This is a genomic window from Paenibacillus sp. PCH8 (assembly GCF_002968835.1).
In the GTDB taxonomy this organism is placed as follows: domain Bacteria; phylum Bacillota; class Bacilli; order Paenibacillales; family Paenibacillaceae; genus Paenibacillus.
The window spans coordinates 532,357-557,464 of record NZ_PKQK01000004.1 but is presented as its reverse complement, the minus strand read 5'-3'; the positions used below and the strand labels follow the sequence as shown (position 1 = coordinate 557,464).

Below are 25,108 nucleotides of genomic sequence, written 5' to 3'. Positions count from 1 at the left end.
TCTACTCTTTCATGCCTGAAGTAGCCATCGTTTGTATGACACTGCTCTGAGAGATAATGAACAGGGTAATTGGTACGATCATGAGCAGTAATGCTACCGCAGCACCAACCCCTGCCCGAGCAATCCCCCCTTGAATAATCTGGCTGAGCGCATAATGCAACGTTTTGAGATTTTCGCTATAAATAAAGCTGCCACCATCTGTTCCCCAGAGGGCGGGAAACTGCAAAATCATGAGCGTAAGCCAGGCCGGTTTAACATTGGGCATCACGATGCTCCAAAATATCCGATATTCGTTAGCCCCATCAATTTTTGCAGCTTCCAGCAATGCATCCGGGATTTGCTCCATGAACTGTTTCATCAGGAAAAGTCCCAGTGAAAACGCGAGCGATGGCACAATAATGGAAGCGTGTGTGTTGATCCATCCCAGCCAGGACATAACCATGTAGTTGGGAATCGCTGTCACATGTGGTGAGAACATAAGTGACAGAATTACGATAGTGAACAACACTTTTGAACCGGGAAAGCGATATTTGGCAAGTGGATACGCCGCTGCCGAAGCAAGAAGAATATGCCCTGCTGTGCCTACAAGCGTAATGAGCAGCGTATTCGCTATATAACGGGATAACGGGACCCATGAATTGCCCATAAGGTTAATCAGATCCGAGAAGTTTTCCGTGGTCGGATTGTTCACCCAGAAGCGCGGTGGGAATATGAACAACTCATCCAGCGGTTTGAACGCATTGTTCACGGCGTAGATGAGCGGCAACACCATGAATGATCCGAACAGAGCCAGCAATGCAAAAAGCATCAGGCTGACGGTAAAGGACCGATTGAGTTTTCTCGACATGCCAAAGACGGCCCGTACCTTGCTGGTCATTGTCATTCACCTATCTTTCTCAGCATTTTTTGCGTGAAAATGTTCGTTCCGAGCATGAGCGCGAACAAGACGGTGGCAATCGCCGACGCGTATCCCATCTCGAAGCGAATCGTGCCAAAGTCCATTAGGTGGGTTACAACCGTGTGCGCCGCATAGTTAACACTCGGGAATCCAGCCAATGCGATCGAGATTTCGGCGACGGCAAACGAAGCTGTAATCTGCATCACCGCGCCAAACATTAGCTGTGGTCTCATCGAAGGCAGTGTAATATACCAGAGCTCCTGCCATCTGTTTTTGATTCCATCCACGGTACCTGCTTCAACCAACGAACGGTCGATGGTCTGAAGTCCTGCGATAAAAGCAAGAAAACTCGTACCCAGACTGAGCCAGAGTTGAACGATGATTACAATGGCTAATACATACTTCTCGTTAGCCAGCCATTGAATGGGTTCCAAAATAACACCGAGACGCATCAGAAAACCATTCATGTATCCATAGCTGTCACCTGAGAAAATGATGAGCCAGATAAAGAATACATTGCCTGATATCGATGGAGCATAGAATACAAGTGTCATGACCGCCCGAATTTTGGGAGAGAGCTCATTAATGATCCAGGCAAATAAAAAGCAGGCAACATAACTGAGAGGTCCTGTAATTACGGCGAAGAGTAGCGTGTTTTTCAAAGCGATCAGAAAAACATCGTCATTCAGAAAAAGCCGTGAATAATTTTGCCAACCGATAAAACGAGGTAGTTCCAACATATTAAAATGGAAAAAGCTTAGTCCAAGTGAAATGGCGACTGGTATGACGGTGAACATGAAAAAGATCAGCATAAACGGTGCCATCAATACGTAATAGTGCCTGCTCAGGTACAGATCCCTTTTCAAAAGGGTCCACCAGCTGACCTGCCGCGCATGGATGGGCGGAGCGGCGGATGTCTTGGCTGTTTTGGGCTGCAACCGTTACCCTCCCTTCCCTCTATTTCAGATTAAATTCTTTGCGTTTCAGTTCAATCTCATCATCGATATAGAGCACATAATCCGATAGGGCTTCACGCGGATTTTCATTCGCATTAACGACCTTGCGGAAGGCATTGTCGAGATGACGACCTGTAAAATATCCTCCGGGAACTTGTGGAATGCCTTGCACCCATTCCCATTGTTTCTCCAAATTTTGATAATCCTTAACCGGCCAAGGCAATTGCTCCAAAGCCTCCATATTGGCTGTAGGATAACGAGCGGCAGCCCCCATAAGACCTTCCATCTCTCTCCCGAATTCAATCTGGGTCTGCTTGCTGGTCCACCATTTCATGAATTTCCATGAAGCCTCTTGGTTCTTGGCATTCTCCAGCATCATGACCGCGCTGGTCGCGCTTGCGACTTCATGTCTCACGGAACCATCCTGAAGCTGCGTCCCCGGAACAATCGTAAAATCCCACAGGTTGCGAATTTCAGGCGCCATCACCGTCAACATGTTGTATGTGGTATAGTCGGCAATGCCAATGGGCATTTCTCCTGTACGGAATCGGTTCGGAAAATCAGCTTTGAGTGGAAATTTGTAATTGGTATAAAATTGAGTCCACCTTTTGAAGGCTTCCATCGAGATTTCCGAATCCAGTGAGCTTTTCTGCTGGTTATCCGAATAAAATTCCCCATCATTCTGATACAGAAGCATCGCATAGGTCGCATTCGGGACCATATTGGCATTGTTCAGCGAATCCTCAATCGGCAGATAGAACTCCATATTGTGCTTTTGCAGCACCGCAATGGCGTTATAGACGTCCTGCCACGTTTGGGGAGGCTCCAGACCGAGCTCACTCAGAATATCTTTGCGGTAAAACAGCATGGGAAAATGCTGCTGTTCCGGCAGAGCATAGACTCCATCATTGTAACGATACGGCGTCAATCCGCTTTCACGGAATCGGCCGGAAATCTCATCGAAATCCGGGAACTTACTCAGATCGGCCGCGGCATGCCTCATCGCATAATTGACAGGAATATCTTCACCCATCTGCATGGCAACGTCCGGGCCTTCTCCAGCAAGCGTCGCAGGCAACAGAATGTTAGGCGGAACGAGGCGCAACTGGACAGAGACATCTGTATCCGGGGTAAAAGATTCATCAATCAGACCTTTCAGAACCTGAGCTTGATCTCGTCCGGTCGTGATCCATACAGTGATGGAATCCTTCTTCTGTTCAACGTTCCCGATACTGTCATAATCTTCGGTATAGGAAGCAACGTACGCACCCAGCTCATGCTTCACTTGCTGTAGCAACGTCGCTTCAGCTTTTGGCAGATTCTGATCAGGCGGGGAGACCAGCAGATAATCCACTGCAATGGGCTGTTCACGCACAGATAGAATCCAGGTTCCCAGACCACCTACGTTTATTTTGAACGTATCCAGTCGTTTAGGTACCGTCTCCGGTCGTGCTGCCATATCCTCAAGCTGCACGACCATCGCATGAAGCACGGCGACCTTATCGCTTTGCTCTCCCGTTGCCTTTTCCAGATAGTCTGCTACGGAGCGAAGGATGTCCGCCTGTTCTTCAAACATTTCCGTCATCTCGGGAATCCGTCGTTCCAACTGGTAGTCCCTTAGCTGATCGGGCTTGTTAGAAGTAATCATCAAAATTTTACGGTACATCTCATTCAGATCCAGTACGCTGGATTCCACCGTTCGCAGCAATGGCGCGATATCCCCGAGCGTGACCGTCATTCGTAAGCGGTGAGTTCCTTTCTTCAAATGGAACAAGTAGGGGTCCTCTTCCCCCAATACTCGCGTTTGCCATTCCGGGCTATAGTTGAAACGAAGGCGTTTCATTTCTTTGAACGGAGCTTTACCATCAATCGTCAAGCTGCGCGTGGCATAGACTCCGCGAAGTTGATCCTGTTTTGCTTTTAGTGCGATCTGATACAATCCATCCTCCGGTACATCTACTTCCCACTCGATCCATTCGCCAGGCAGTTTCCAGTTGATGCCCCCAATCGCGTTCATACGAATTTTGGATACATCGTAGGGTTCAAGTGAAGGACTGGATCGATCCGAGATGGGAGCGAGTGTCGGCGATGACTTGCTTACGGCATGTTCTCCTTGAATCTTCAACATGACGGGGTTAACGGGTTTCAAACCGAGCGATTCATAAGTCTTCTCCAGTTCGGCGTAGGACGGAATGTTCTCCTCCTGATACAACTCGATATAATCGATGGCCATGCTTTCTCTCAGGGAGGTGAGTGATAACTTCTGGTTGCCCTTTTCGAAAAAGAACTGAAATGGTTCCTCGAAGTAACCCGCGCTGTCCTTGAAGGAAGAAAGTTGCCAATCGGGCTGTTCCACTTGTCTAGGTCTGAGATCGTTGCCGCGATCGTCCCTCTGAACGTTATCTTCACGGTTGCCCCATACCCTGTCGAACAAAAGAACGTCAGCTCCCCTGAAGGGAACCTCTCCGTTTAATTCCAATTTCCGTTCAATACCAGAACTTTTGCCTGCGACGGGATAATAGTGAATGCGAATCTGGTACAGTCCACTGTCCTGTATGGGAACGTCCCAACGAATCATTCCGGATTCCGGTGTAATGACAGCACTCCCGTCTAATCCGGCGTATCCATCAACCACTTCGAAACCCTCACCATCCGTCTGAACATAAGACTCTCCCTCAATGCGAACGATTTGATCCGGTTTAGCAGTATCGGCGTGAGTAGAGATGTAATGTTCATAACTGCGTGAATCATCAGTATTCGCTACAGCTTCAAAATCCTCAAGTGCGTGTACCGTTGCCAGACCACGATCTCGCGATGGATAAATGGTCCAAATGGAGAGGACTAAGGCCAAGGTGAGCACCAGGATAAGCCCCTTTTTCTTCCGTGACCGCATGTTCAAATGTATCCCCTTTCCCTTTAAGCATTGCGACAACTGCGTTTATGTGTATAACTAACCCGGACAGACCGCATCTGGCTGATGCGTTCTGCCCGTGATCCTTAAACGTTGTTTATTTGTATACCTCGTCAATCGCTGCCTGGAAAGGTGCCTTGTATTTCTCGATCAGCGTTGACACCGATATTCCCTCTTTCAGTTCACCGTCAAAATCCCAGAATGGCAAGGATGGGAATGTATTATGGTCGAGTACTAACATCCCCTCAGCGACCGTTCTGGCATTGTTGATGTCGGCTTCCTCGGTCAGATGTGTTTCCAATGTCGATTGTTCAGGATAATCATAGACCGAATCGATTTCATTGATTTTCTCCCAGATATACATCAATTGTTCTGGATTCTCCACAGCTTTCGGGATGGTTATAGCTTGGTAACGCGATTCGCCAGAATGATAGGCCGAAGCGCTCGGTCCTTTCGGGAATGGCACGAAACCAATGTCGTAATCTTTCATATCCGTCTTAATGCCTTCAATTTCATACATGGCACCCGAATACATCAAGGTATTGCCTTGACGGAAGAATGTGGCCGGCTCCGTCCAATCTCCACCTTCTGTAGCTCTGCCCACTTTCTCCGTGGCCAATTTGGAGAGGAAATTCAGTGCCTCTTTGGTTTGAGGATCTTCCAGGTTCTGCTTATCCTCTTTCGTTAGAGAAGCCTCGTTGGAGTACAGAATGGGTTCAAGAAGCCCCGTTTGAGCCAATCCCCATGTATCGAGCTTGCCATCGTTGTTACGGTCCTTATTCGCCTGTTTGGCAACACTCATGAATGTATCCCAGTTCCACTCATCAGCATCGACATAATCTTGAAGTGGCTTCAAGCCAAGCTCTTGCATTAGCGTACGATTGTAGAAGATGCCATTGATGAACGAAGATTGATCCTCGGTAAATCCATAGCCTTTGCCTTCATATTGCATATATTCTTTCGTTGTTTTCTGATTGAACACCTTATCGTTCTTGGTATATTCATCGACTGGCCATAACAGATCTTGCTTGGTCAGTGCCGGAATAGCGTAGTTTTTACCCAGTCTTACGAAGTCGCCAAGCGGTTCACCCGCCATCAGTGATGCCACGACTTTTTCCTGATATTCACCGAAATCGATGGAAACATATTCGATTTTGAAGTTATGCTTTTTCTTCAGTGCTTCCAGATTCTCGATGCGTTGAATGTTATCCGGGTTATTATCGGATATTTGCATATCCCACCAGGCTACTACTTTAATTGTTCTACCACCCATGTCAAAGTCCATCTCCGGTGTGGATGCTTCGTTCTTAGGCTCGGTTTCAGTTGTCGTTTGTTCCTCTTGTGGCACCTTGGTCTCTGGTTCAGGCTGAGCAGTTGGTGCTGAACTACAAGCAGTGATGAACAACATGACAGATAAAACCAAACTGAGTAGCATGAACGTTTTTTTTCTCATCGTCTTCCCCCTGATTGTCGTTTGCTCTCAAAGTGTATCGTTCAATTGAAAGCGTCATCAACCTGCCGGAATACAGGTGTTTACCCTGACTAACTATAGATTTCCGTGTATTTCAACGAGCGGAGTGCATTCTAGGTTTCAATTGGTAAAGAAATGGACTCTCTGCAAAAATATGCACATTGTATGCGCTTTCTTTTGTTACCATAATGAAATTAAGCCATATTTCAGTTGATCTAGTGGATTACAATTCAGGAGAAGGTGAGGTATTGCTTCATGTATGATATTTTACTTGTGGATTTCAGCCGTCGTTTGTGCGGAGAATTACAACAGCTGTTGCTACGGAGCAAAGCTCAATATACTATCGCAAATTGTGTGTTCTCATCGTCCGAAGCATTGACCGCATTGTCTGAACGAGACTTTTCCCTTGTTATGGTACATACAGAGAGGTTCGATACCGCAGGTCTCTGGTTATGCAACGATATTCGGAAAAAAAGTCAGATTCCGATCCTGTTGATGGGTGGAAGAGATCACTTCAGGCTCGTACGCAAAGCGCTAACTTATCAGGTGAATGATTATCTCCCGTATCCTGTAAGTCCCTCTTCTTTACTTAACAGTCTGCATGGACTCAGATCCCAGCTTGAAACCGACCCGGCACACAAGACGTCGTCGTTCTTCAAAACACCCGTTCAAATGAATGGTAAGCCCATGCATTCCAGTCATGTTATTCGTATTGTCAAAGCTTATGTAAGAGATCATCTAAGTGATGAAATCACGCTGAAGAAGATCTCCGACATGCTTCATTTTAACTGTGCGTACCTTGGACAGAAGTTCAAGCTGGAAGAGAAGATGTCTTTCAATGATTACATGCTCCAGCAACGTATGGAAAAGGCCCAGCAGCTCCTGTCCTCTACGAATCTGCGGATATATGAGATTGCTGTTGAGGTAGGTTATAAGGATATTGATTGGTTCTATAAAAAGTTCAAAGCGTATGCCGGCTCAAGTCCGAATGCATATAGAAGACAAAAAATAAACACCGCTTAGGGATGGAACATTGCATCTTTTTGTTCATTCCATTGTATATCTGACACAAAAACCGCAGGGAATGTTATCCCTGCGGTTTTTGTATGGTTTACTTTGTCCATCATGTTTGAATGGTTCATATTTAACGTACCAAGACAGATTCCCGGTACTCCTGGGGCGTCATGCCCGTTAGTTTCTTGAAGAGCCGGGTAAACGAATGTGCAGCCTCATAACCGACTTGTAGCGCAACCTCGCGTATCATCAGATCCGTATTCTGAAGCAACTCCTTCGCTCTCCTGATCCGGTAATCGTCAATAAACTCCGACAAGTTGATTCCCATCTCCTGTTTGAAGAACCGGGATAGATAGGATGGATTAAAGTGATGAAGTTCAGCCAATCTCACCAGCGAGAGATCTTTCTCCAGGTTCTCTTTGACGTAACTGCACAAAGAATGAATCACCACGTTGGCGCGTTCCTGTTCATTTGATCTTTTGAAGCGGACTAATTCATCGGCTGCATGATATAGAAACTGCACGGCATCCTTCATGCATGCGTGCTCTCCCAAATGAAGCAAGTTTCGTTGATCCGGGATTTGCTGTTGTAGTCCCCAGCGATTGATGGTCGAATGCAATAGCAATGCCAGATTGTAGTATGTCTCCATTGCGCGTTCCATCGTAATATCCTGTTGCAACAGCTCGCTTGCAAGCTCCTCAAATATGTCATAGAATGGCTGGATTCGTCCCGTCTCCAAATATCCGGACATGATCTCGATCCGGCTTGAGATTCGCCCGGATTCTTTCAGTACCCCTGTCGAAAGCTCATCGTGATGATCCGTGAGCACCATAGATACTCCGTCACCGATTTTCATCCACTGCAGCAATCTCAAACGCTCATATTGTCTGGAGATCTCGGACCAATCGCTGCTCCGACCACTTAATGTAAACGCAATAGATACACCAAGTGAAACCATACAGGCTTCCTGCACAAGTTCCAGTGTACCCTCAAGAAAGCGAACAAGCTTATCGCCCTCCTTCTCTTCCTCCTGTTTCGGTTGAACCAGCCAGACTGTATCACCGTAATGGTCGGTTACACTGGCATACATCGTACGCTCATGCATCAGAGTAGAGCCAATAATGCGAACAGATTCCTGGACTCGCGTAAGCTCCGAACCTGTTCCAGGCGAAGTGTTGAACCGACCCAGGATCAGATAAACCGGTAAGTCCGCTTGCAATCCTATGCCGCGTTTGGCCAATTCATCTTGTGTTTCAAGGGGAGAAGATACAACGGATGTGCAGTCTTGAAGAAGCTTCCGCATATATTCCTCTTGCTGGATCACCGCAAGCCGGGAATTGACTTCACGGGATTGTTCCAGCAATTCAAGCATGCTGTGACTCTGCCGAATCTCCTCCATCACATCTTCGATAATAGCCATCACCTTGTCATACCCTTCCGTTTTGAGCAAGTAACGCACATTGGTCATCTGAAAGGCGCGATAGGCATAATCAAAATCGCTGTGTCCTGTCAGGAAAATGACGCGACAATTCGGCCAACTGGCCTGAATCTGCTCTGTCAGCTCCAGGCCGCTCATCCCCGGCATTCGGATGTCGGTTAGTACAATATCGATTCTTGACCGTCGCATCCAGTTCAGAGCTTCCTGTGCAGAATAGGCCTTGCATACGTCAAGCCGGTCGGGCATATGCCTGGCGAACGTTTCATAGAGACTGTCCGTTATGATCTCTTCGTCATCCACAATCAATAGTCGATACATTCCATTTCCCCTTCCTTACACTGGATCCGAATTGTTACTTTTAATCCTTGTAACTCACTTCTGGACAGGAAAAGACCACTTTTCTCTCCATACGTCAAGACCAGACGTCGGTGAATATTCATTAATCCCGTCATTTCTTCGGTACCTGCATCGTTATGCAGACGCTCTTGAAGGAGATGGATATCTCTTTCATGCAAATCGCTCCCATTATCCTCCACCGTGATCTCGGCATAAGGAGCTTCCAGGTGAAACCGTATGACCAGAAGACCCGAGGCTGTATTCTTTTCCAGGCTGTGTTCATAAGCGTTCTCAATGATTGGTTGAATGATCAGTCTAGGCACCTGGATACGTTCCATTCCAACGGGCAGTGACCCGAAATCAACCTTAATTCGTCTGGAGAATCGCAACTGTTGAATTTCTGTATAGATTCGTGAGTGGTCAACTTCCTCTTTTAATTTGACATGATCTGTTTCATTCCGGGTGATGAATCTGAAATATTCACCGAGCATGTTCGTGAATTGCTCTATGCGTTCTGTTTCCCCTGTTCTGGCAAGTGAATTCAGAATAAAGAAACTATTGTACAGGAAGTGAGGGTTGATCTGGGATTGGAGCTGTTTCAACTCCGCCCGCTGCATCATCATTGTTTGCTTGAAATCCCGATCTATCAGCGATTGAAGATTTTCAATCATTTGATTAAAACGGGTGTAGAGGAAGCCGAACTCATCCTGTCGATGGTGCACGATCGGGATATCCAGCACACCTCCCTCCATTTTTTTGAATCTTTTCACCAAAAGGAGTAAAGGGATGTGGATCAGCCTGTAGCTTGAGTAGAGATAAGCCGTGATCGCAATAAAGGATGTGATTGCAAATAGCCAGGCCCAATGATAGAACTTGCTAAGCGGTCTGGTTACAATTTTTTCTGGCAAATAGGTTGCTAAAGATAAGCCCAAGGAATCCATATGGGACTCGCTAACATGATACAAGGTCCCCTCAACCTTCATCCGAAACCCGTCGTCATGCGTCCCTTTGACACTGTATTGACGATAATTGGAGAGAATGGCTTCTCGTGGTTGATTATCTGTGATGGCTTGCCCCGTTTGGTTCTCAATAAGAAAAGTGGAGCTCTCTGGATACAAATTAAGCCGTGTTAGCTCATTGCGAAAATGCTCAGTATCCAGCTCAACCTGTACCACAAATAACGGAGGTTCTCCCCGCTTGCCTGTCAGCCGGACGGCACTCAGGTTCATTGTTTCCTCTTTCACGGTGAAGCGTGTACCTTTTCCCTGTATGCCTGAACTGAAATATTCATATGCAGACTCATCGAAGTTATCGATGCCTTGCGTTGCGGATATGCTTTTGTTCACTGTAGGGATATGTACATGAACGTTCCTGATGTATGCGGTACTGTTCTTGAATGAAGCAAGCCGTTCAGACAAGTAATTCAATGTATCACGTCGCTCAACCTGATCCATCATGTCCCAAAGGACGGCCAGACGATTCAGTTTTCGATCCTCGGCAATATCAAACTGTTGCAGCTCCATCCATTCAATTTCCCTGTTCAATTCGACTGCGTATTGGTCCAATCGTCTTTCGGTTGATAAGGATATTTCCTGGCTCGCATTGTCATAACTCCAATGATACAGATATACACCAAGAAGGATAAGAGGCAGTACAAAGACTAGATAGGTGAAGATTAATCGTGCAAATATGCTGTTAAACCATGATTTAGCTGGGATCTTAATCAATGCATCCACCTCCAATGCCAAAGCCTGGATTACTTCATCGTATGAGCACGGTGTTGAGCACGCCTAGTGCTCCCTTGGCATATGGGTTCTAAACCACGCGTTAACTTCCGCTGTGATCTGATCTCCGCCCAACTTGCGCCAGTTCTCTACAAAACGATCAAATTCCTCAATAGGCCTGCCGAGAATAATGTTCATATAGGCTTCAAGCTGAAGATCCCGAAGGATGATCTGACGATCAACCATCGTATCTGTAATTCCGCCCGTGAACTGATCATAGAGAAGTTGACCTTTCTTTTCATAAGAATCTGCGATGCTAAACGCACCCGAAGGCCCGTAGGTCTGTTTCCAACCCCAGCCGCTATCCACACCTTTCGTTTCATAAGCCACAATTCGTTTGTGAATGGCAAGAGCTTCATTCTGCAAACCCGAGAAATCTCCTGTGCTCCTGGCATCCCGAATTTGTTTATATGCATCTATATTTTTGTTACCAGGAAAGGGAGTAACCGGGGATAGCATCCACACCGCTCGGGAATCGTCATTGTAGAATGTTTCGTACTGTGCGTGCTCACCCCAGTTGGTATCCAGATGCAGATTCATGAGTTTCAAGACGACTTCTGGATTAGAGAATCCTTTTCTTACAGCGAAGTACTGCCCTGTGTTGGAACGAAGTGGCACGAACAGACTCTTGCCTGATTCGGCAACAAGCGGATATGCCTGCCATTCCACTTCAGAATCTGTTTCACGGGTACTTTGAATCATAAAAGAAGCCCACTGTTCGCCGTAAAGCATTCCTATCTTGCCATCCTGAACCAGGCGGAACTCCTTGCTTCCATTTTTGTAGCCAAAATCCGGATCAAGTTGGCCTTCAAGATACATGGTTTGCAATTGTTGCAGCGCCTCGCGAACTTCAGGTTGTATGCCGCCATACGTGAGGTTGCCTTCTGCATCTTTAACCCATATATTCGGGGTGGCACCGTAGCCAGACATGAATCCTGCACCTCCCATGACGGGGTCCCACAAGTGATTCGTTAGTGCAAGTCCGAAGGTATCCTGTACCCCGTTTCCGTCTGGATCTCCCTCTGTAAACGCTTTCGAAATCTGAAGAACATCTTCCATCGTTTCAGGTGGCTGCAAGCCCAGACGTTTCAACCAATCCGTTCTGATCCACAGATACTGCGCCGTCTCAATAGAGGAAGAGGATTCGGGAATGGCCATAAGCTTACCGTCTATAGTTGCTGCGTCGAATGATCCTCTGCCTTCCGCTTCCAATATTCTCTTCGTAAGTGGAGAAGCATACACTTGGTACTCTTCCGTTAGATCTTCAATCAATCCAGCGTTGCTTAATTGTCTGAGTTGATATGGATTCACTTTGACCACATCCGGAAAACGTCCCGCTGCAAGGGATACTCCCAGCTTCTGACTATATACGTCCCCGTTGGCAATCCAGTCATAACGAATTCGAATGCCTAATTCTTCCTCGTACAAGCGAGTCCAGCGGTTATCCAGCATCGTCTCACCAGGCAACTCACTAATCATTCGCTGTAAATCGTCCCCGGTCTCCCTGACAAAAGAGACATCAATGGGAGGCGAGTACTTCCCAGCCATAGCGGGAAGTTGAACTTGTTGCCCGTGTAACTGCGGGTTTTGTTGTTCAGAATTTCCTGCGGTATAGCCTGCCGGTATGCACACTGCAAGGAACAGAATAACGGTCCATCTTGTTTTGTCCAGCCATCTTTTGTCCACGACGACATGCCCCCAATTCCATAGGAATGAACATATCTCTATACTCTACCATTTTGAATCTCTATCATTGTACAACAACTTATCTGTATTGAGAACGGAAAAAGCCGCCGTTTGGCGGCTTCATGATGTCAATGATTATCTTGAGTGTTGATTACGCTATATTTGAAATCCGAAAAGTCAGCCGTTCCTCCAATTGCAAGAGTTGAATATATAAACAACCCTATCCGGCAACCCATAAAATGATCCAGTTTGTATATCATTTGGTGATGAATACCGATGTTTCTCCATTCACTCCCATCGAGATAGGCGAAAGAGCACTCATCTTGATTGTCTACAAAATCACCAAATGCTTTCAGCGTAACCACAGGGCCTGATACAGGAATACGTGCATACTCAGTAGCAGGCTCCTGATCAATCAGATTGCCGAATATACTGGAGTCCTCACTTTTTCTAGCCTGCATGACCAAGTGAAACTGGCCTTGATTCCTTGTAAGGGCGATCATACCGTAGGTACCGATCAAAAAGCACAACCCCGCAAAATCCCCATCATTCAGATCGCTGCCGTCAAGCATGACCGTTGCCTCGCAAGTGGGCCCCATCGCACGTTGGGTTAGTGTATTCACAGCAAACGTCAGATTTGGGCTGATCTGACCGGTACGTACGCGATATACTCCTGGTTTCTCCGTCACGGACCAGAGTTCGTCATGAGGGGTGTGATTCCATTGCCATATATCACGCAGCCGTATTCTTCCCTCATCTCCGGCTATATAGTCGAAACGATCGCTATCTACCAACGGGTTATAACGGTAGCCTGGTCTGCTGCTCGATATATCGATTAGTTTGGGCGCTTCACTTGCAAATACCGGTACATCATGTTCGAAATGTAGCGGTACCAGTACAGGGATGCGACCAATAGCTCCATGATCCTGAAATAACATTGCATACCAGTCACCCTCGGGTGTATCTACGATTCCGCCCTGAGCAACACCCGCGTTGAAGTACCCCATATCATCATTAAATACTTCTCCGCCAACAAAGTGTCCTTCCAGAGAGTCAGCCATGTAAAATGCCTGTGTTCTCCGTCCAGAAGCTTTCGAGATGTGAATCAGAAAGACGTAATACTTCCCATTGATCTTATAGAAATGTGCACCTTCGTAACCGAGGTGGTAAGGCTGCTCGTCTTTTACGATTAGACGCTGTACTCCTCCAGGCTTGGGCCCGGAGAGATCGGGGCTTAATTCGGTCAGATAGATCTCGGTATTCCCGTGAATGAGATATATCCGGTCATCATCGTCAAAAAATAAGGAGCAATCATGGTAGAAACCTTCTACCTCTTGCTTGTTCCATACTCCCGTGATGGAGGTGGATGTGTACAAGTATGTTTTACGAGTATCATTCGCAACAAAAACAACATAGAACATCCCTTGATGATACCTGAGTGATGCGGCCCACATCCCTTTACCGTATACCTGTTGGCCATCTTCCAATCGCTGGGCTGGTGTATCGTCCAGTCTGTCGTATACATGTGTAGCTACTTCCCATTGAATCAGGTCATATGAACGCAGGATGACGCATCCCGGCATCATATGCATGGTTGTACTGACCATATAATACGTGTCCTTCACGCGGATTACATCAAGATCCGGGTAATCAGCCCAAATGATTGGATTTGCATACATGCTTTAATTACACCTCATTTTTATCTATTGAATGCCCATTCTCTTAAAAGGATACTTGGGGTATCTGCTGAGCCTGTAAGCATAATATACAGGTTATGAACACCTCGCACACCTGTAATTTTCGTTATTAGTTCCAGCCAGTGAAGTGATCCGGTCGTAGAGGGAATGCTCATGACTCCAATGGATGGCCCGTCTGCACGATCCAGACGTAGTTCCAACGTACCTTCTGTTCCTTTACTCAGAATGGCGGCTCTGAAACTTGTTGGTCCCTCACTGTCAAAATCAACGTTTGAAATAGCAATCCAACTTCCACCTTGCAGCTCAGCGGCAACAATATCCATATCTGATTCGGATGTTTCATCCGAACGAAGGACTTGCTCCACAGTTACGCGGCTACTCCATGCAATGGTTGAACCTGCTATCTGTTGATAGGGATCAAAGAATTGGATCTGATCCACACCTTGATAGTCTGCGTGTACCTTCTTGATCGCACCAGTGGCATCATATTCGATTCGATTCAGATGTGTGGAGCGGTAACCTTCAGGGATATTCATGGCCTGGCATAATGTCTGCGCATGATAGGCAATGTACCACTGATCCGCCAGTTGAAATATAGCGTGGTGGTTATTGCCGCCGATGCCAAAAAAGTGTCCCGGATTCTGAAGAATCGTTCCCTGATATGTCCATGGCCCCTTAGGTTGCACGCTGGTCATGTAGGCGATTTCTCCAGCTGGAGGACTGTCTTCTGGCCGATTACCCTCGTGAAAATTGGAGCAATACGTATAATAATATATATGGTTATATTTATGTATCCCCGAGCTCTCGAACATATATGGTGCCGGAATGACTTTGGCTTTGCCGACCAAGCTGATCATATCTTCTCCCAGGCGCATAACTCTTGCTGTATCGGGTCTCTCTGCTTTCCCTTGAGGAATACCGCCTCCAAAATAAAGATATGCCTGATGATCGTCATCCACAAAAACGGCCGGATCGAATAACCAGGTTACATCCTCCACACCCGGAGTCTCTCTTGTCACGAGAGCTTTACCTACAGGATCTATCCATGGGCCAACAGGTGTTGAAGCGGATAAAACGCCGATCCCACTAGCATTGTTGGCGAAATAAAGAAAGAAACAGTCTTTGCCATCGATGATCTGATGAGCAGCTGCCGGTGCCCAGGACTGTGTGGCCCATGTTGCTACACCCTGAGGTCCGGCAACCCTGATCTCACCATGATCAGTCCAGTTCATTAGATCATCTGAAGAAATAACCGTGATCCGGTTGATTGATTTATAGCTGTTTTTCAGAGGTGTACCGTCTGAATCATATTCCAACGTATCGCTGGTCATGTACAGGTATACGCGATTGTTATATACCAACGCATATGGATCGGCTCCGAATTTATGCGCCATCAGAGGATTTCCGTTTGGACGAAGTTTGCCAATCTCCTTAGTAATACTCTCCAGACTGGCCGACTGGCCGATTCCTTCCTTTTGCGCACCAGTATGTGATAAAGAATTGCGATTCATCGAAAGAACTCCCCCTATAATCGTTGTTGGTTGTTTCTTATACACTTGGATATCCCCATGCATCTATTCATAAACGAGAAAGCGCTTGCAATACAAAAGACATCATGATAGGATGATTACATTTTAAGGTAAGCTGAGTACAATTTCATTGCGTAACCCGCTCTATTTATTGCGTGAAATGACAGGAGGTACTTCATGAGTGGATCCTCTGAATATTTCTATGATCCCATCCAGCCCGAACTCTTATATCTGCATCACGTAACGAAGTATAAGCTGGAAACGATCTATCATCGACACAATGCATATGAGATTTATCTTTTTCTCCGCGGCGATGTGCACTTTTACATAGAAAACCGGTGTTACCCTATGCAACGGGGAGATTTGCTTATGATCTCACCGGAGGAAATGCATCGCGTCTTTATATTGGATGAAACGGAATATGAACGAATAACAATTAATCTCAAAAAGACCTATATGTATCACTTATCTACGCCTTCAACCAATCTGTCTGCATGTTTCGATTATCGTCCCAAAGGAACAGGTAACATCATTCACCTTAATGATGAACGTTTGGACCTCATGCTGCAGTGGACCAACGAAATAGAAGGACTGCGCTCCTCGGATGCTTATGGCACGGATATCAAAATCAATGCAGCAGTCGCGCAATTGCTGGTCATGATTAATGTCTGGTTTCACAACAATTCGTTTGTTCCCAATGACATCATGCCTGAATTGGTGTGCAAAACAATGGAGTACATCGAAGCACATATCAATCAAGACATCACGCTTCGCAAACTTGCTGAAGAGTTCTATATGAACAGCACGTATATCAGTCGCCAATTCAAAAAGCATACCGGGTTGACCATCCGTTCCTACATTTTGGGCCGTCGCATTGAACGAGCCAAATTGCACCTGTCTGACGGAATGAGCATTACAGATGCGTGTTTTCAGTCGGGTTTCAGTGACTATGCCAACTTTATTCGAAGTTTCACCAAAATGGTCGGCCTCTCCCCGGGCAGATATATTAAACAACGACGTGATGCATCCCTACTCTGAGTTGGATTCTATACCAAAGGTAATGGAATGCAAGCAGAAAACACCGGGCCAAGGTATGGCTCGATGTTTTCTTAGCTGCTCGCTATTCATTGATCTCTTTTCCCGTCCACAATCGAACGCGGTCTTTAATCCACTCGGTGTACTGCTGTTCCATGGCTACCGCACCCGCACGATCTAGTTCAGCAATCATATTGTCATAGATGCCGTCAAAGGCACTCGGAGAGGATGAAATTGCTTCAGCAATCCGCTTCTGTATAATATCCTGCGTTTTCTGATACACAACGTTATAATCTCCGCTATCCGAAGGAATCGGCATATTGTAAGCTGCACCCCACTCTTTCACCGGAAACTCTTCTTCCGAAGGGAACAGATCCTTCCAAGTGGTAATGCCATACCCTTTCAGAGCTTCTTTTTCCTCATCCGAATAACTTAGCTGAATCTGTTCAGGATAATTGGTTGTATAATAGTTGTCCGTTGAATCTTTGACGCCATCTCCATAATGGGCACCAAAAATATTGTACAGGCCTACCCCGGTTTCTTTGGTGAATGTACTATTATCTTTGTTTTTACGTTCTTGTACATCTGCCGGGATGGCACGAACTCCGTCTTTCACGTTGTATTGCTCGCCTTCAATTCCCCAGTTTCTCAAGACTTGTCCTTCTTCGGACGACATCCAGTCCAGGAATTTAATGGCGCGAACAGGGTCTTCGCAATCTACTGTAATACCGATGCCATAGCCGTCAAAGCCAATGCTCTGGAAATCTTTGCGCTGAAAGGTGTCGTCCAGTGTCACCGGATAGAATCCATAGGTCATGTCATCCTTGCCTGCACTTTTTAATGCATTTTCTGCATCACTGAACCCCCAGCTTGGATCAAGCAACGATAACACGCGACCGCTGGCGATTTTGGACTTGTACTGGTCGTCCTTTTGAACAAAGCTGTCTTTATCCAGCAAACCTTCATTGAACATCTTGTTCAACCAACGGAAATATTCCTTTTCCTCAGGCCGCTTGTAATGCAGTACAGCTTCATATGTGTCAGGATTGATGAAATACTCGCCATCTCCGGGGCCACCCGTAGACATGACAGCGGGGTCGGTCACGGTGATCATGCGCCGCCAACCATCAGCACTGAGTGTTAGCGGGATCGTTGGCTGACCATCATCTGTTGTGGGATGTTTCTTGTAAAAGTCACGCAGCACATTTTCGAAATCGTTTATGGTTTGGATCTCAGGATATCCAAGTTCCTTAACTACGCGATGCTGAATAGCTGCTCCATTCGTAGCGTCAAAGCTGACCTGATCGATCGCACCATTCGTCGGAATCCAATAGATGGATGGGTCTTCGTTACTATATTTTAAACGGTTAAACTGCTCTCCATATATTTTTTTCAGATGAGGTGCGTGTTCTTCAATCAGATCCGTTAAATCAACCATGGCACCGGCATCGACGAGTCGGGTCAGGTTCCCTTTTGGAAAAATCAAATCCGGGTAATCGCCGCTGGCGGCCATCAAGGAAATACGATCATTTCCGCCACCACTAGAAATATCGAATTCTGCGTTCAGGGTCACACCGGTTTCTTCCGTCATTTTTTGACCTACTGCATCCTGCATTTTATTCCAGTTGGGACTTGCATCTGCTCCGAAGAAGGTGAAGGTAATCGGGCTGGTTGTGTCACTGCTATTCGGTTCAGAACTCTCTGTAGAATTTCCGCAACCGGCGGAAACCAGGACAATACTTGTAACCAGACATGCTCCAAGCACTTTCGTAACGCTTCTCATTATTTCTCTGCCCCCTGTATCGTGTTAGTGGTTTTAAACCAATCCAATCTAATTTAATCCAGTACAGTACAATAGCCTTCTTTAATAGAGTATGCGCTTTCATATCAAAGCGCCGGAATGGGTTAACTTTCCCCATCTATTCCCTATTCAAATGTAAAGTATAGAGAACTACTGGAACCTCAACCTTGAATATTAGGCCATCCATATAGCACGATATAGACATGAGCACTGGTCAGAAATATTGAAAAAAGCGATGGTTGCCCATCGCTTCATGATCTCAATTGAAGAAATTCAGTTCTTCAAATCCAACGTGAATCCTTCTACCTCTTCTTCAACTTCTCGCATCAATTCGATAACCTGGTCCGCATAATCTCCCAGAGACGCTTTGCTTTTCTCAAAATCAGTCCACTGAATCGTAAGCGGCATGGCAACAGCTCCAGTTAAACAATCCCATAATGCATCCAGGTTCGCTCCATAATGGTTGCCTAACTCAAGCTTGTCTTGCAAGACCCGATGCAGTTCTTTTTTGCCATGAAGGTGTTCTCCTTCAATCTGAATGATTCTCATCATAAGCCTCCGTTTATTTCAACTGTTCGAATGACTGGTAATGATCGGTCGTTTGGTAGATCAAACCGTCATTGGAATACAGAATTCGGTCACTTCCACGTCTTCCACCTGAATAATGGATGTCGGCCTCGTACCATATTCGTCCTTTTTTGCCGGGCAATAGACCTTCCCGGTTCCTGAATACGTCGCCGCCGATGCTTTTGCCTGGAGCCACTTCCTGCAGATTCCCTTCACTGGCTACCCAGCCCAATTCTCTGGCCTCTTTCTTGGTAATGAAGTTAGGCGGGAGTTCATTGTGCTCCGAAATATACTTGGCGACCTCATCGAATCCCGTCTTCTCTGAGACTTGTGCCGTGTCGGTATCGAGTATCGTCTGCGACGTACAGCCCGTGAACAATAATGCGGCTAGGATGATAACCAAGGGATAAATCCATTTTTTAAACATCATAATCTGTTCTCCTTTTGGCAAACTTGCTGTCATGAATGAATTAGGGGACACCCGAAGAAATGACAATGACTCTAATGTTAACGAAATCTCATTCATAAATCAATCACACCATAACATCAAAAAATAAATAAGCTGCCCGCAGGCAGCTTATTCCGAAGCAATCTTATTAAATTTCAATGTTACGGTTGAATAACGAATGTCGTTACGCTCTGGGCGGGAAGCTCGGCCGTGAATCCGTTGCCGGATGTCTGTACAGGCGTTCCTGCCGCCAAATTACGAGTGCTATCCGTAATCCATGAGGATACTGCGGAAGCTGTTCCATTTTGCACCGTAAATGGCTGATTCACCGCTGATGTGTTTTTGTTGATCGCGACAACAACAACTTTGTTATCACCTTTGTATGCCGAGATAAACACCCCCGTCGCCGGATTTTTGGTTGCTTCTACCCTAACATCGCCAGGACGAATAAATTTGGAATAGTGGGCCATGCTGTACCCGCGTTTGCTAATTGTTCCATCATCCTTGATGGGTCCATAATGTCTGCGGATGTACCACCACACATAAGTCTGGAAGTTACCTTCGACCATGGCGTTATACATATGCTCCGCGACACCCAGTGCTTCCGGCCAGCGATCTGCGGAGTTAGTCTCGCTGTTTGGATAATATACCTCTGTCATCCACAGCTCTTTACCTGCTCCTTGTTGTTCGAACAATGGATATGGAAAGTCGCTATATTGCGTGCCATACGTATGGGCTCCCAGAATATCGAGATTGGCAAGAGCCTCTGGATCATTCAAAATTGGGTCTGACATTTGTTTCACATAGGAGAAGGATTCGGGAGCAATGACCCTGTTATTAATGGCTCCTGCATTTTCCTTCATGAAACGCAGCATCTCCTCTGGAGTCCACCATGTCCAGTCATGGGCATAATCCGGCTCATTTTGCACGGAAATGGCATAGAGATCCACGCCTTGACCCTTCATGTAAGCATCGAATTCATTTAAATATTGTGCGTAATCATCATACATGTCGTGTTTGAGCCGCTTGGCTTGTGTAACCTGTACATATGGAGTTGCGTTGATGTTGTCGATGCGGGGTCCTCCCGTTCCCGTGGTAACCAGCTTTAATGTGCTTGTTCCATTGACCATAGGCACCTGAATCGACTTTTCCTTCCATGTGTTCCCGCTACCTGTAGCTTCAAATGGAATGCCACTGAGTGCTTTGGTACCATTCACATACACATCCAGATTACTCGTCCCAGACGGAAGTGAATAACGGATTTTTATGTTTTTGGTACCTGTACTGCCAATCAATATGGTATTCCATTGAACGGATGATCCACTCGCATTTTGAAAGCTGATATAACCAGTTCCGGTATAACCCGCCTGTGAATTCTCTACCGTTGTGCCAATTAATGTTGTATTGGATTCCGCTTCGTACGTCGAACCTCCACCCGTACTCATGCCAAGGGTAACGATTTCCGTCATCTCACTCGGCGGATTCCATGGGGAAGCGAATACGATCGCTCCATGTTCAATCGCTTTTTTGGCTGTTGCGACTTCCCGCTGCCAGTTGTTTTGGTTCTCGTCGATGGGAATCCGCAATACGGAGAAGCCGAGCTGGTTAGCTCCATTGCCAAAAGCCGTTTCTCTTTCAGCAGCAGTCAGGTCACCAATCCAGCCTGAGTGTGTCATGCCGCCAAAACCACGGATCACTTGTTTTTGCGAAGACACATTAATTACGGCATCGCTTGCCGCCATTACTTTAGAAGATGCAGGTACCAAAAATAAGGGTAGTGCCGTCACAGCGGCCAGTACCGTGCAGATTGATTTTTTCATCAACGAATTCACGTATGTATCATCTCCCGGATTTTCATGATTTTGAATACTATCTGTCCGTTCTTATCCCTTAACACCTCCAATCGTCATACCCTGCACGAAGTATTTCTGCAAGAACGGATATACGATTAGGATCGGAACGCTGGCTATGATGGTCATGGTTGCTCGAATTGAGGTTGGCGTAACTGCTGTCCCACTGTTCTCGGCAGACTGGTACACATCACTTGCCGATGAAGTTGCCGCTGTCGTCGAGGTTTGCAGAATCTTCATCAGTTCATATTGCAGCGTACTGAGTTCTTTGTTCGATGAGTTGTAAAGGAATACATCGAACCAGGAGTTCCATTGTCCCACGGCTACAAAGAGCGATACGGTAGCCATTGCGGGAATCGTTAGCGGCAGGACCACGCGGATAAATGTCGTGAACTCCCCTGCTCCATCGATACGGGCTGACTCAAGAATGCCTTCAGGAAGACCTTCAATAAAGGATCGGATGACGATCATATTAAAGACACCGATTACACCCGGAATGATATATACCCAGAAGGAGCCGATCAGGCCGAGATCCCGAATTAACAGATACCCTGGAATTAGTCCCCCACTGAAATACATCGTAAATACAAAGAACATCGTAACGAACTTGCGAAGCACAAACTCCTGACGACTAACCGTATAGGCAAGCATAGCTGTACAGAAAACGGACACAACCGTGCCGATGATTGTACGGAGCGCCGAGATCAACGTCGCGTGATAGATATCGGATTCACCGAATATGTATTTGTAATTATCCAGTGTCCACACCCGAGGCCATAGATAGATGCCACCGCGAATGGCATCATTGGCATTATTCAGGGAAACGGCAATCATATTGACAAAAGGATAGATCGTTACAATCATCAGACAGGTCATAAAGATGATATTGAATATATCAAACGCCCTGTCCCCGGTACTACTGTTCCGCAACCGGGGTGATTTTGCTTTTTGCATGGCCCAGGCCTCCTCTTAGAATAATCTGCTTTCTCCCATTTTTTTCGCGATGTAGTTGGCGGTGAAGAGGAAGATGAAGCTGACCACGGTTTTGAATATGCCTGCCGCTGTACCTAAGGAGAAGTTCCCCATTCCCAAGCCATACTTCAGTACAAAGATATCCAGGTTCTCGGAATAGTCCATGTTCATTCCGTTTCCCAGTAGATATTGTGGTTCGAATCCCGATTCCAGAATGCTTCCCATATTCATGATCAGCAAAATAACGATAACCGGTTTCAAGCCTGGCAGTGTGATATATAACATCCGTTTGAAACGACTGGCTCCGTCGATCTCGGCGGCTTCATATTGCGCAGGATCAATGGCCGTAATCGCTGCCAGATAGATAATGGTGTTCCAGCCTACATCCTTCCATACCTCGGTAGCCCCCAGAATACCCCAGAAATACTCCCCTTTCCCCATCCATAACACCGGACTGTCGATCAGCTGAAGCTTCATGAGTAACAGATTGATAATTCCGTCTGGCGACAGCACGGTCAATACAATGCTGGAAGCAACAACCCAGGAAATAAAGTGAGGCAGGTAGCTGACCGTTTGCACAAAACGTTTGAATATCACGTTCTTCAGTTCATTCAAGAGAAGTGCGAGTGTGATCGCTGTAACAAATCCAAGCACTAGTTTGATGGAACTCATGGCAAGTGTATTTCGCAGCACCCGGTAGAACGTATTATCTTCAAAGAGGATACGAAAATGATGCCACCCTACCCATTGTTGATCCGCAAAGGATCTCGCCGGTTTGAAGTTCTGAAAAGCCATCGTCCATCCCCATAGCGGAAGATATTTGAAGATAAATGCCCAGACGACAAAGGGAAGGCACATCCATGCCAAGGTTCGTTGCTGCACAAGCCGTTTAAAAAAAGAATGGGCTCTGGTTCCCTTCGGACCGGATGCCGGAGGCATGGATTGAAGGGATACATTCGGTTTCTCCATGTTGAACCTACTCCTTTACCATTTTCCTGAAACACGATTCTGAACAACCTCGGTGATGGTTTTCTCATAACCCGCTTTGTCCAATTTGTTCAATTCAGCCAAGTAAGCATTCCACAGATTGTCAAAGTTCGCTGGTGTACCCAGTATCATCTCCGGCAAATATTTACGCTGCAAATCATCAGATTTGGTAGTGAATATATGCTCAGGTGATCCCTGTTCCAGTGCGATTGACCAGGCCGGGAACCATGGACGATCTTCCGGTTTGTTAAATAAATCACTAAATGTATCTACGCCATAGGATTCGAGGAACTTTTTATCCCCTTCGGTGTAAGACGCTGCAGCCACTTCAGGCTGGTTCCCTGGACTAAATGCGTTTCCGTCTGTCAAAGTGGATTCGCCGCCGTAACGCGGCCAGTCATTACCGAAGTAGGTGAATCCGAATTTACGCCCCAGTTCCAGATCATCATGCACTTTACGTTGATCCTCATTGGCATAATAGTACCGACCCTTCTCATCGACGCTGTACGTTTCATCCTTGATGCCCCATTGCACCAGAATTTGATTCTCTTCTTTCAGCAGATTGTCAAAATACTTGATAATCCGCACCGGATCTTTGGCATTTACCGTTATGCCCGTTGCATAATTGTTCACGAAGCCAGGTGGATCGATGTACTGATCTTTGATGCTTTTATCAAACACAATGGGAAGAGGTGAGTACCGTTTCTCATCTATGCCTGCCGCGAGCAGATTCTTCGATGCATCCCCAACCTGCCATGCGTAATTGAAGTAACCGAGAACACGGCCCGAGGTCAATTTGGCCAGATACTGATCCTTATTCATCGTAAAGGATTCGGGATCAAGCATACCTTTGGCATTAATTTCGTTCAGTTTTTGAATCCATCGTTTCTGTGCATCCGTTCCTGCGACGACTTTTGCCTCATGAGTCTTCATATCCACCATAACGCTTCCGTCATTCGGATATCCGGCAAGATGCATGGCAGGATTCTGCAGGGTGAAAAAGTTGTTGGCTACGCCCGCGAGGGATACAAAACCGATCGTTTCTGCCCCATCAACGGTTGGATATTTCTTCTTGTAGTCCTCGATCAGACTGAAGTATTCATCCAATGTGGATAATTTGGGATAGTTAAACTCCTTGAGTACGGAACGCTGAATCCAGAAGGCTCCTCCGCCCACGTTCGGGCTGCCGGAATATTCACCTTGATTGGCTGTATAAGGCAATGCGTAGATTTTCCCGTCTTCCGCATTTTTCATTTTATCGAAGTAGGGCCCATATACCCTTTTAATATTTGGGCCGTATTTCTCAATCAGATCATCCAGCGGTATGTAGGCTCCGGCATCCAGAAGCTTGGACATCTCACCACTCGAACTGATTACATCCGGGTAATCCCCGCTGGCAATCATTACACCGGCTTTGGTCGCACTGTCGCCAACCAGATATTCCATTTTCCAATCCACACCCGTCTGTTCTTGCAAAGCCTTTCCAATCGTGGTTTCACTTGCCAGGGTATCCTTCTTGCCTGAAGAGAACATGTAATACGAGAACGTGACCGGACTGTTATCATCATCACTTGTTGCTGAAGGCGCCGGTGATGAGTTGTTCGAGCTGCATCCGGCCAGCAGGGCTGTTAACAATACGGCTAACCCTGTCGTTTTCAATAGCGGTTTTAACATTTGTGCATTCCCCCTTAAAATAAGCTTTTTGTCTATAAGCATTCTCAATATATC

General features: G+C 46.3%; 18 protein-coding genes. 2 read left to right on the top strand and 16 right to left on the bottom strand.

The annotated features are described in order from the left end of the window. Window position 1: 1 nt before the first annotated feature. The 4 genes from C0Q44_RS24010 to C0Q44_RS23995 form a co-directional block, all read right to left on the bottom strand. Window positions 2-877 (bottom strand): carbohydrate ABC transporter permease, encoded by an 876-nt coding sequence (locus tag C0Q44_RS24010; protein ID WP_105409724.1) that lies wholly within the window; start codon window positions 875-877, stop codon window positions 2-4. A 2-nt stretch (window positions 878-879) separates the two neighbouring features. Further along, complete coding sequence (locus C0Q44_RS24005; protein ID WP_374955146.1) at window positions 880-1,797, bottom strand: carbohydrate ABC transporter permease; 918 nt, start codon at window positions 1,795-1,797, stop codon at window positions 880-882. A 58-nt stretch (window positions 1,798-1,855) separates the two neighbouring features. Continuing rightward, on the bottom strand, window positions 1,856-4,747 hold the full coding sequence (locus C0Q44_RS24000; protein ID WP_105409722.1) for an extracellular solute-binding protein: 2,892 nt from the start codon (window positions 4,745-4,747) through the stop codon (window positions 1,856-1,858). 115 nt (window positions 4,748-4,862) lie between these two features. Next, window positions 4,863-6,218, bottom strand: coding sequence for an extracellular solute-binding protein (locus tag C0Q44_RS23995; RefSeq protein WP_105409721.1), 1,356 nt, complete (start codon window positions 6,216-6,218; stop codon window positions 4,863-4,865). A gap of 273 nt (window positions 6,219-6,491) precedes the next feature. Here C0Q44_RS23995 and C0Q44_RS23990 point away from each other — a divergent pair, with 273 nt between their 5' ends. Then, window positions 6,492-7,259: a response regulator transcription factor gene (locus tag C0Q44_RS23990; RefSeq protein ID WP_105409720.1), complete on the top strand. Its 768-nt coding sequence runs from the start codon at window positions 6,492-6,494 to the stop codon at window positions 7,257-7,259. A 121-nt stretch (window positions 7,260-7,380) separates the two neighbouring features. On the opposite strand, the gene C0Q44_RS23985 is transcribed toward C0Q44_RS23990, so the two are convergent. The 5 genes from C0Q44_RS23985 to C0Q44_RS23965 form a co-directional block, all read right to left on the bottom strand. Next, on the bottom strand, window positions 7,381-9,006 hold the full coding sequence (locus tag C0Q44_RS23985; protein WP_105409719.1) for a response regulator: 1,626 nt from the start codon (window positions 9,004-9,006) through the stop codon (window positions 7,381-7,383). After that, window positions 8,991-10,760, bottom strand: a complete 1,770-nt coding sequence (locus C0Q44_RS23980) for a sensor histidine kinase (protein WP_308737461.1) — start codon at window positions 10,758-10,760, stop codon at window positions 8,991-8,993. The genes C0Q44_RS23985 and C0Q44_RS23980 overlap by 16 nt, the downstream gene beginning before the upstream one ends. Window positions 10,761-10,814: 54 nt before the next feature. Then, complete coding sequence (locus C0Q44_RS23975) at window positions 10,815-12,494, bottom strand: extracellular solute-binding protein (RefSeq protein ID WP_181151152.1); 1,680 nt, start codon at window positions 12,492-12,494, stop codon at window positions 10,815-10,817. 128 nt (window positions 12,495-12,622) lie between these two features. Further along, on the bottom strand, window positions 12,623-14,173 hold the full coding sequence (locus C0Q44_RS23970; protein ID WP_105409717.1) for a glycoside hydrolase family 43 protein: 1,551 nt from the start codon (window positions 14,171-14,173) through the stop codon (window positions 12,623-12,625). Window positions 14,174-14,193: 20 nt separating this feature from the next. Beyond that, window positions 14,194-15,702, bottom strand: coding sequence for a glycoside hydrolase family 43 protein (locus C0Q44_RS23965; protein WP_105409716.1), 1,509 nt, complete (start codon window positions 15,700-15,702; stop codon window positions 14,194-14,196). 195 nt (window positions 15,703-15,897) lie between these two features. Here C0Q44_RS23965 and C0Q44_RS23960 point away from each other — a divergent pair, with 195 nt between their 5' ends. Then, a complete protein-coding gene (locus tag C0Q44_RS23960; protein ID WP_105409715.1) occupies window positions 15,898-16,758 on the top strand; it encodes an AraC family transcriptional regulator in 861 nt (286 codons plus the stop codon). 82 nt (window positions 16,759-16,840) lie between these two features. Here the strand turns inward: C0Q44_RS23960 and C0Q44_RS23955 are convergent, their stop codons facing one another. From C0Q44_RS23955 to C0Q44_RS23925, 7 genes are all read right to left on the bottom strand, one after another. Beyond that, on the bottom strand, window positions 16,841-18,538 hold the full coding sequence (locus tag C0Q44_RS23955) for an ABC transporter substrate-binding protein (protein WP_105409714.1): 1,698 nt from the start codon (window positions 18,536-18,538) through the stop codon (window positions 16,841-16,843). Window positions 18,539-18,829: 291 nt separating this feature from the next. Further along, window positions 18,830-19,105 (bottom strand): barstar family protein, encoded by a 276-nt coding sequence (locus C0Q44_RS23950; protein WP_105409713.1) that lies wholly within the window; start codon window positions 19,103-19,105, stop codon window positions 18,830-18,832. A gap of 13 nt (window positions 19,106-19,118) precedes the next feature. After that, window positions 19,119-19,553 (bottom strand): ribonuclease domain-containing protein, encoded by a 435-nt coding sequence (locus C0Q44_RS23945; protein ID WP_105409712.1) that lies wholly within the window; start codon window positions 19,551-19,553, stop codon window positions 19,119-19,121. A 179-nt stretch (window positions 19,554-19,732) separates the two neighbouring features. Further along, window positions 19,733-21,016, bottom strand: coding sequence for a carbohydrate-binding protein (locus tag C0Q44_RS31590; RefSeq protein ID WP_374955145.1), 1,284 nt, complete (start codon window positions 21,014-21,016; stop codon window positions 19,733-19,735). A 438-nt stretch (window positions 21,017-21,454) separates the two neighbouring features. After that, the gene (locus C0Q44_RS23935; RefSeq protein ID WP_105409711.1) at window positions 21,455-22,375 is read right to left on the bottom strand and encodes a carbohydrate ABC transporter permease; all 921 of its coding nucleotides are present in this window, start codon (window positions 22,373-22,375) and stop codon (window positions 21,455-21,457) included. 15 nt (window positions 22,376-22,390) lie between these two features. Continuing rightward, window positions 22,391-23,362, bottom strand: a complete 972-nt coding sequence (locus tag C0Q44_RS23930; RefSeq protein ID WP_105409710.1) for an ABC transporter permease — start codon at window positions 23,360-23,362, stop codon at window positions 22,391-22,393. Between the two features lie 15 nt (window positions 23,363-23,377). Then, entirely contained in the window at window positions 23,378-25,054 is a 1,677-nt protein-coding gene (locus C0Q44_RS23925; RefSeq protein ID WP_105409709.1) for an ABC transporter substrate-binding protein, read from the bottom strand. Window positions 25,055-25,108: the final 54 nt, after the last annotated feature.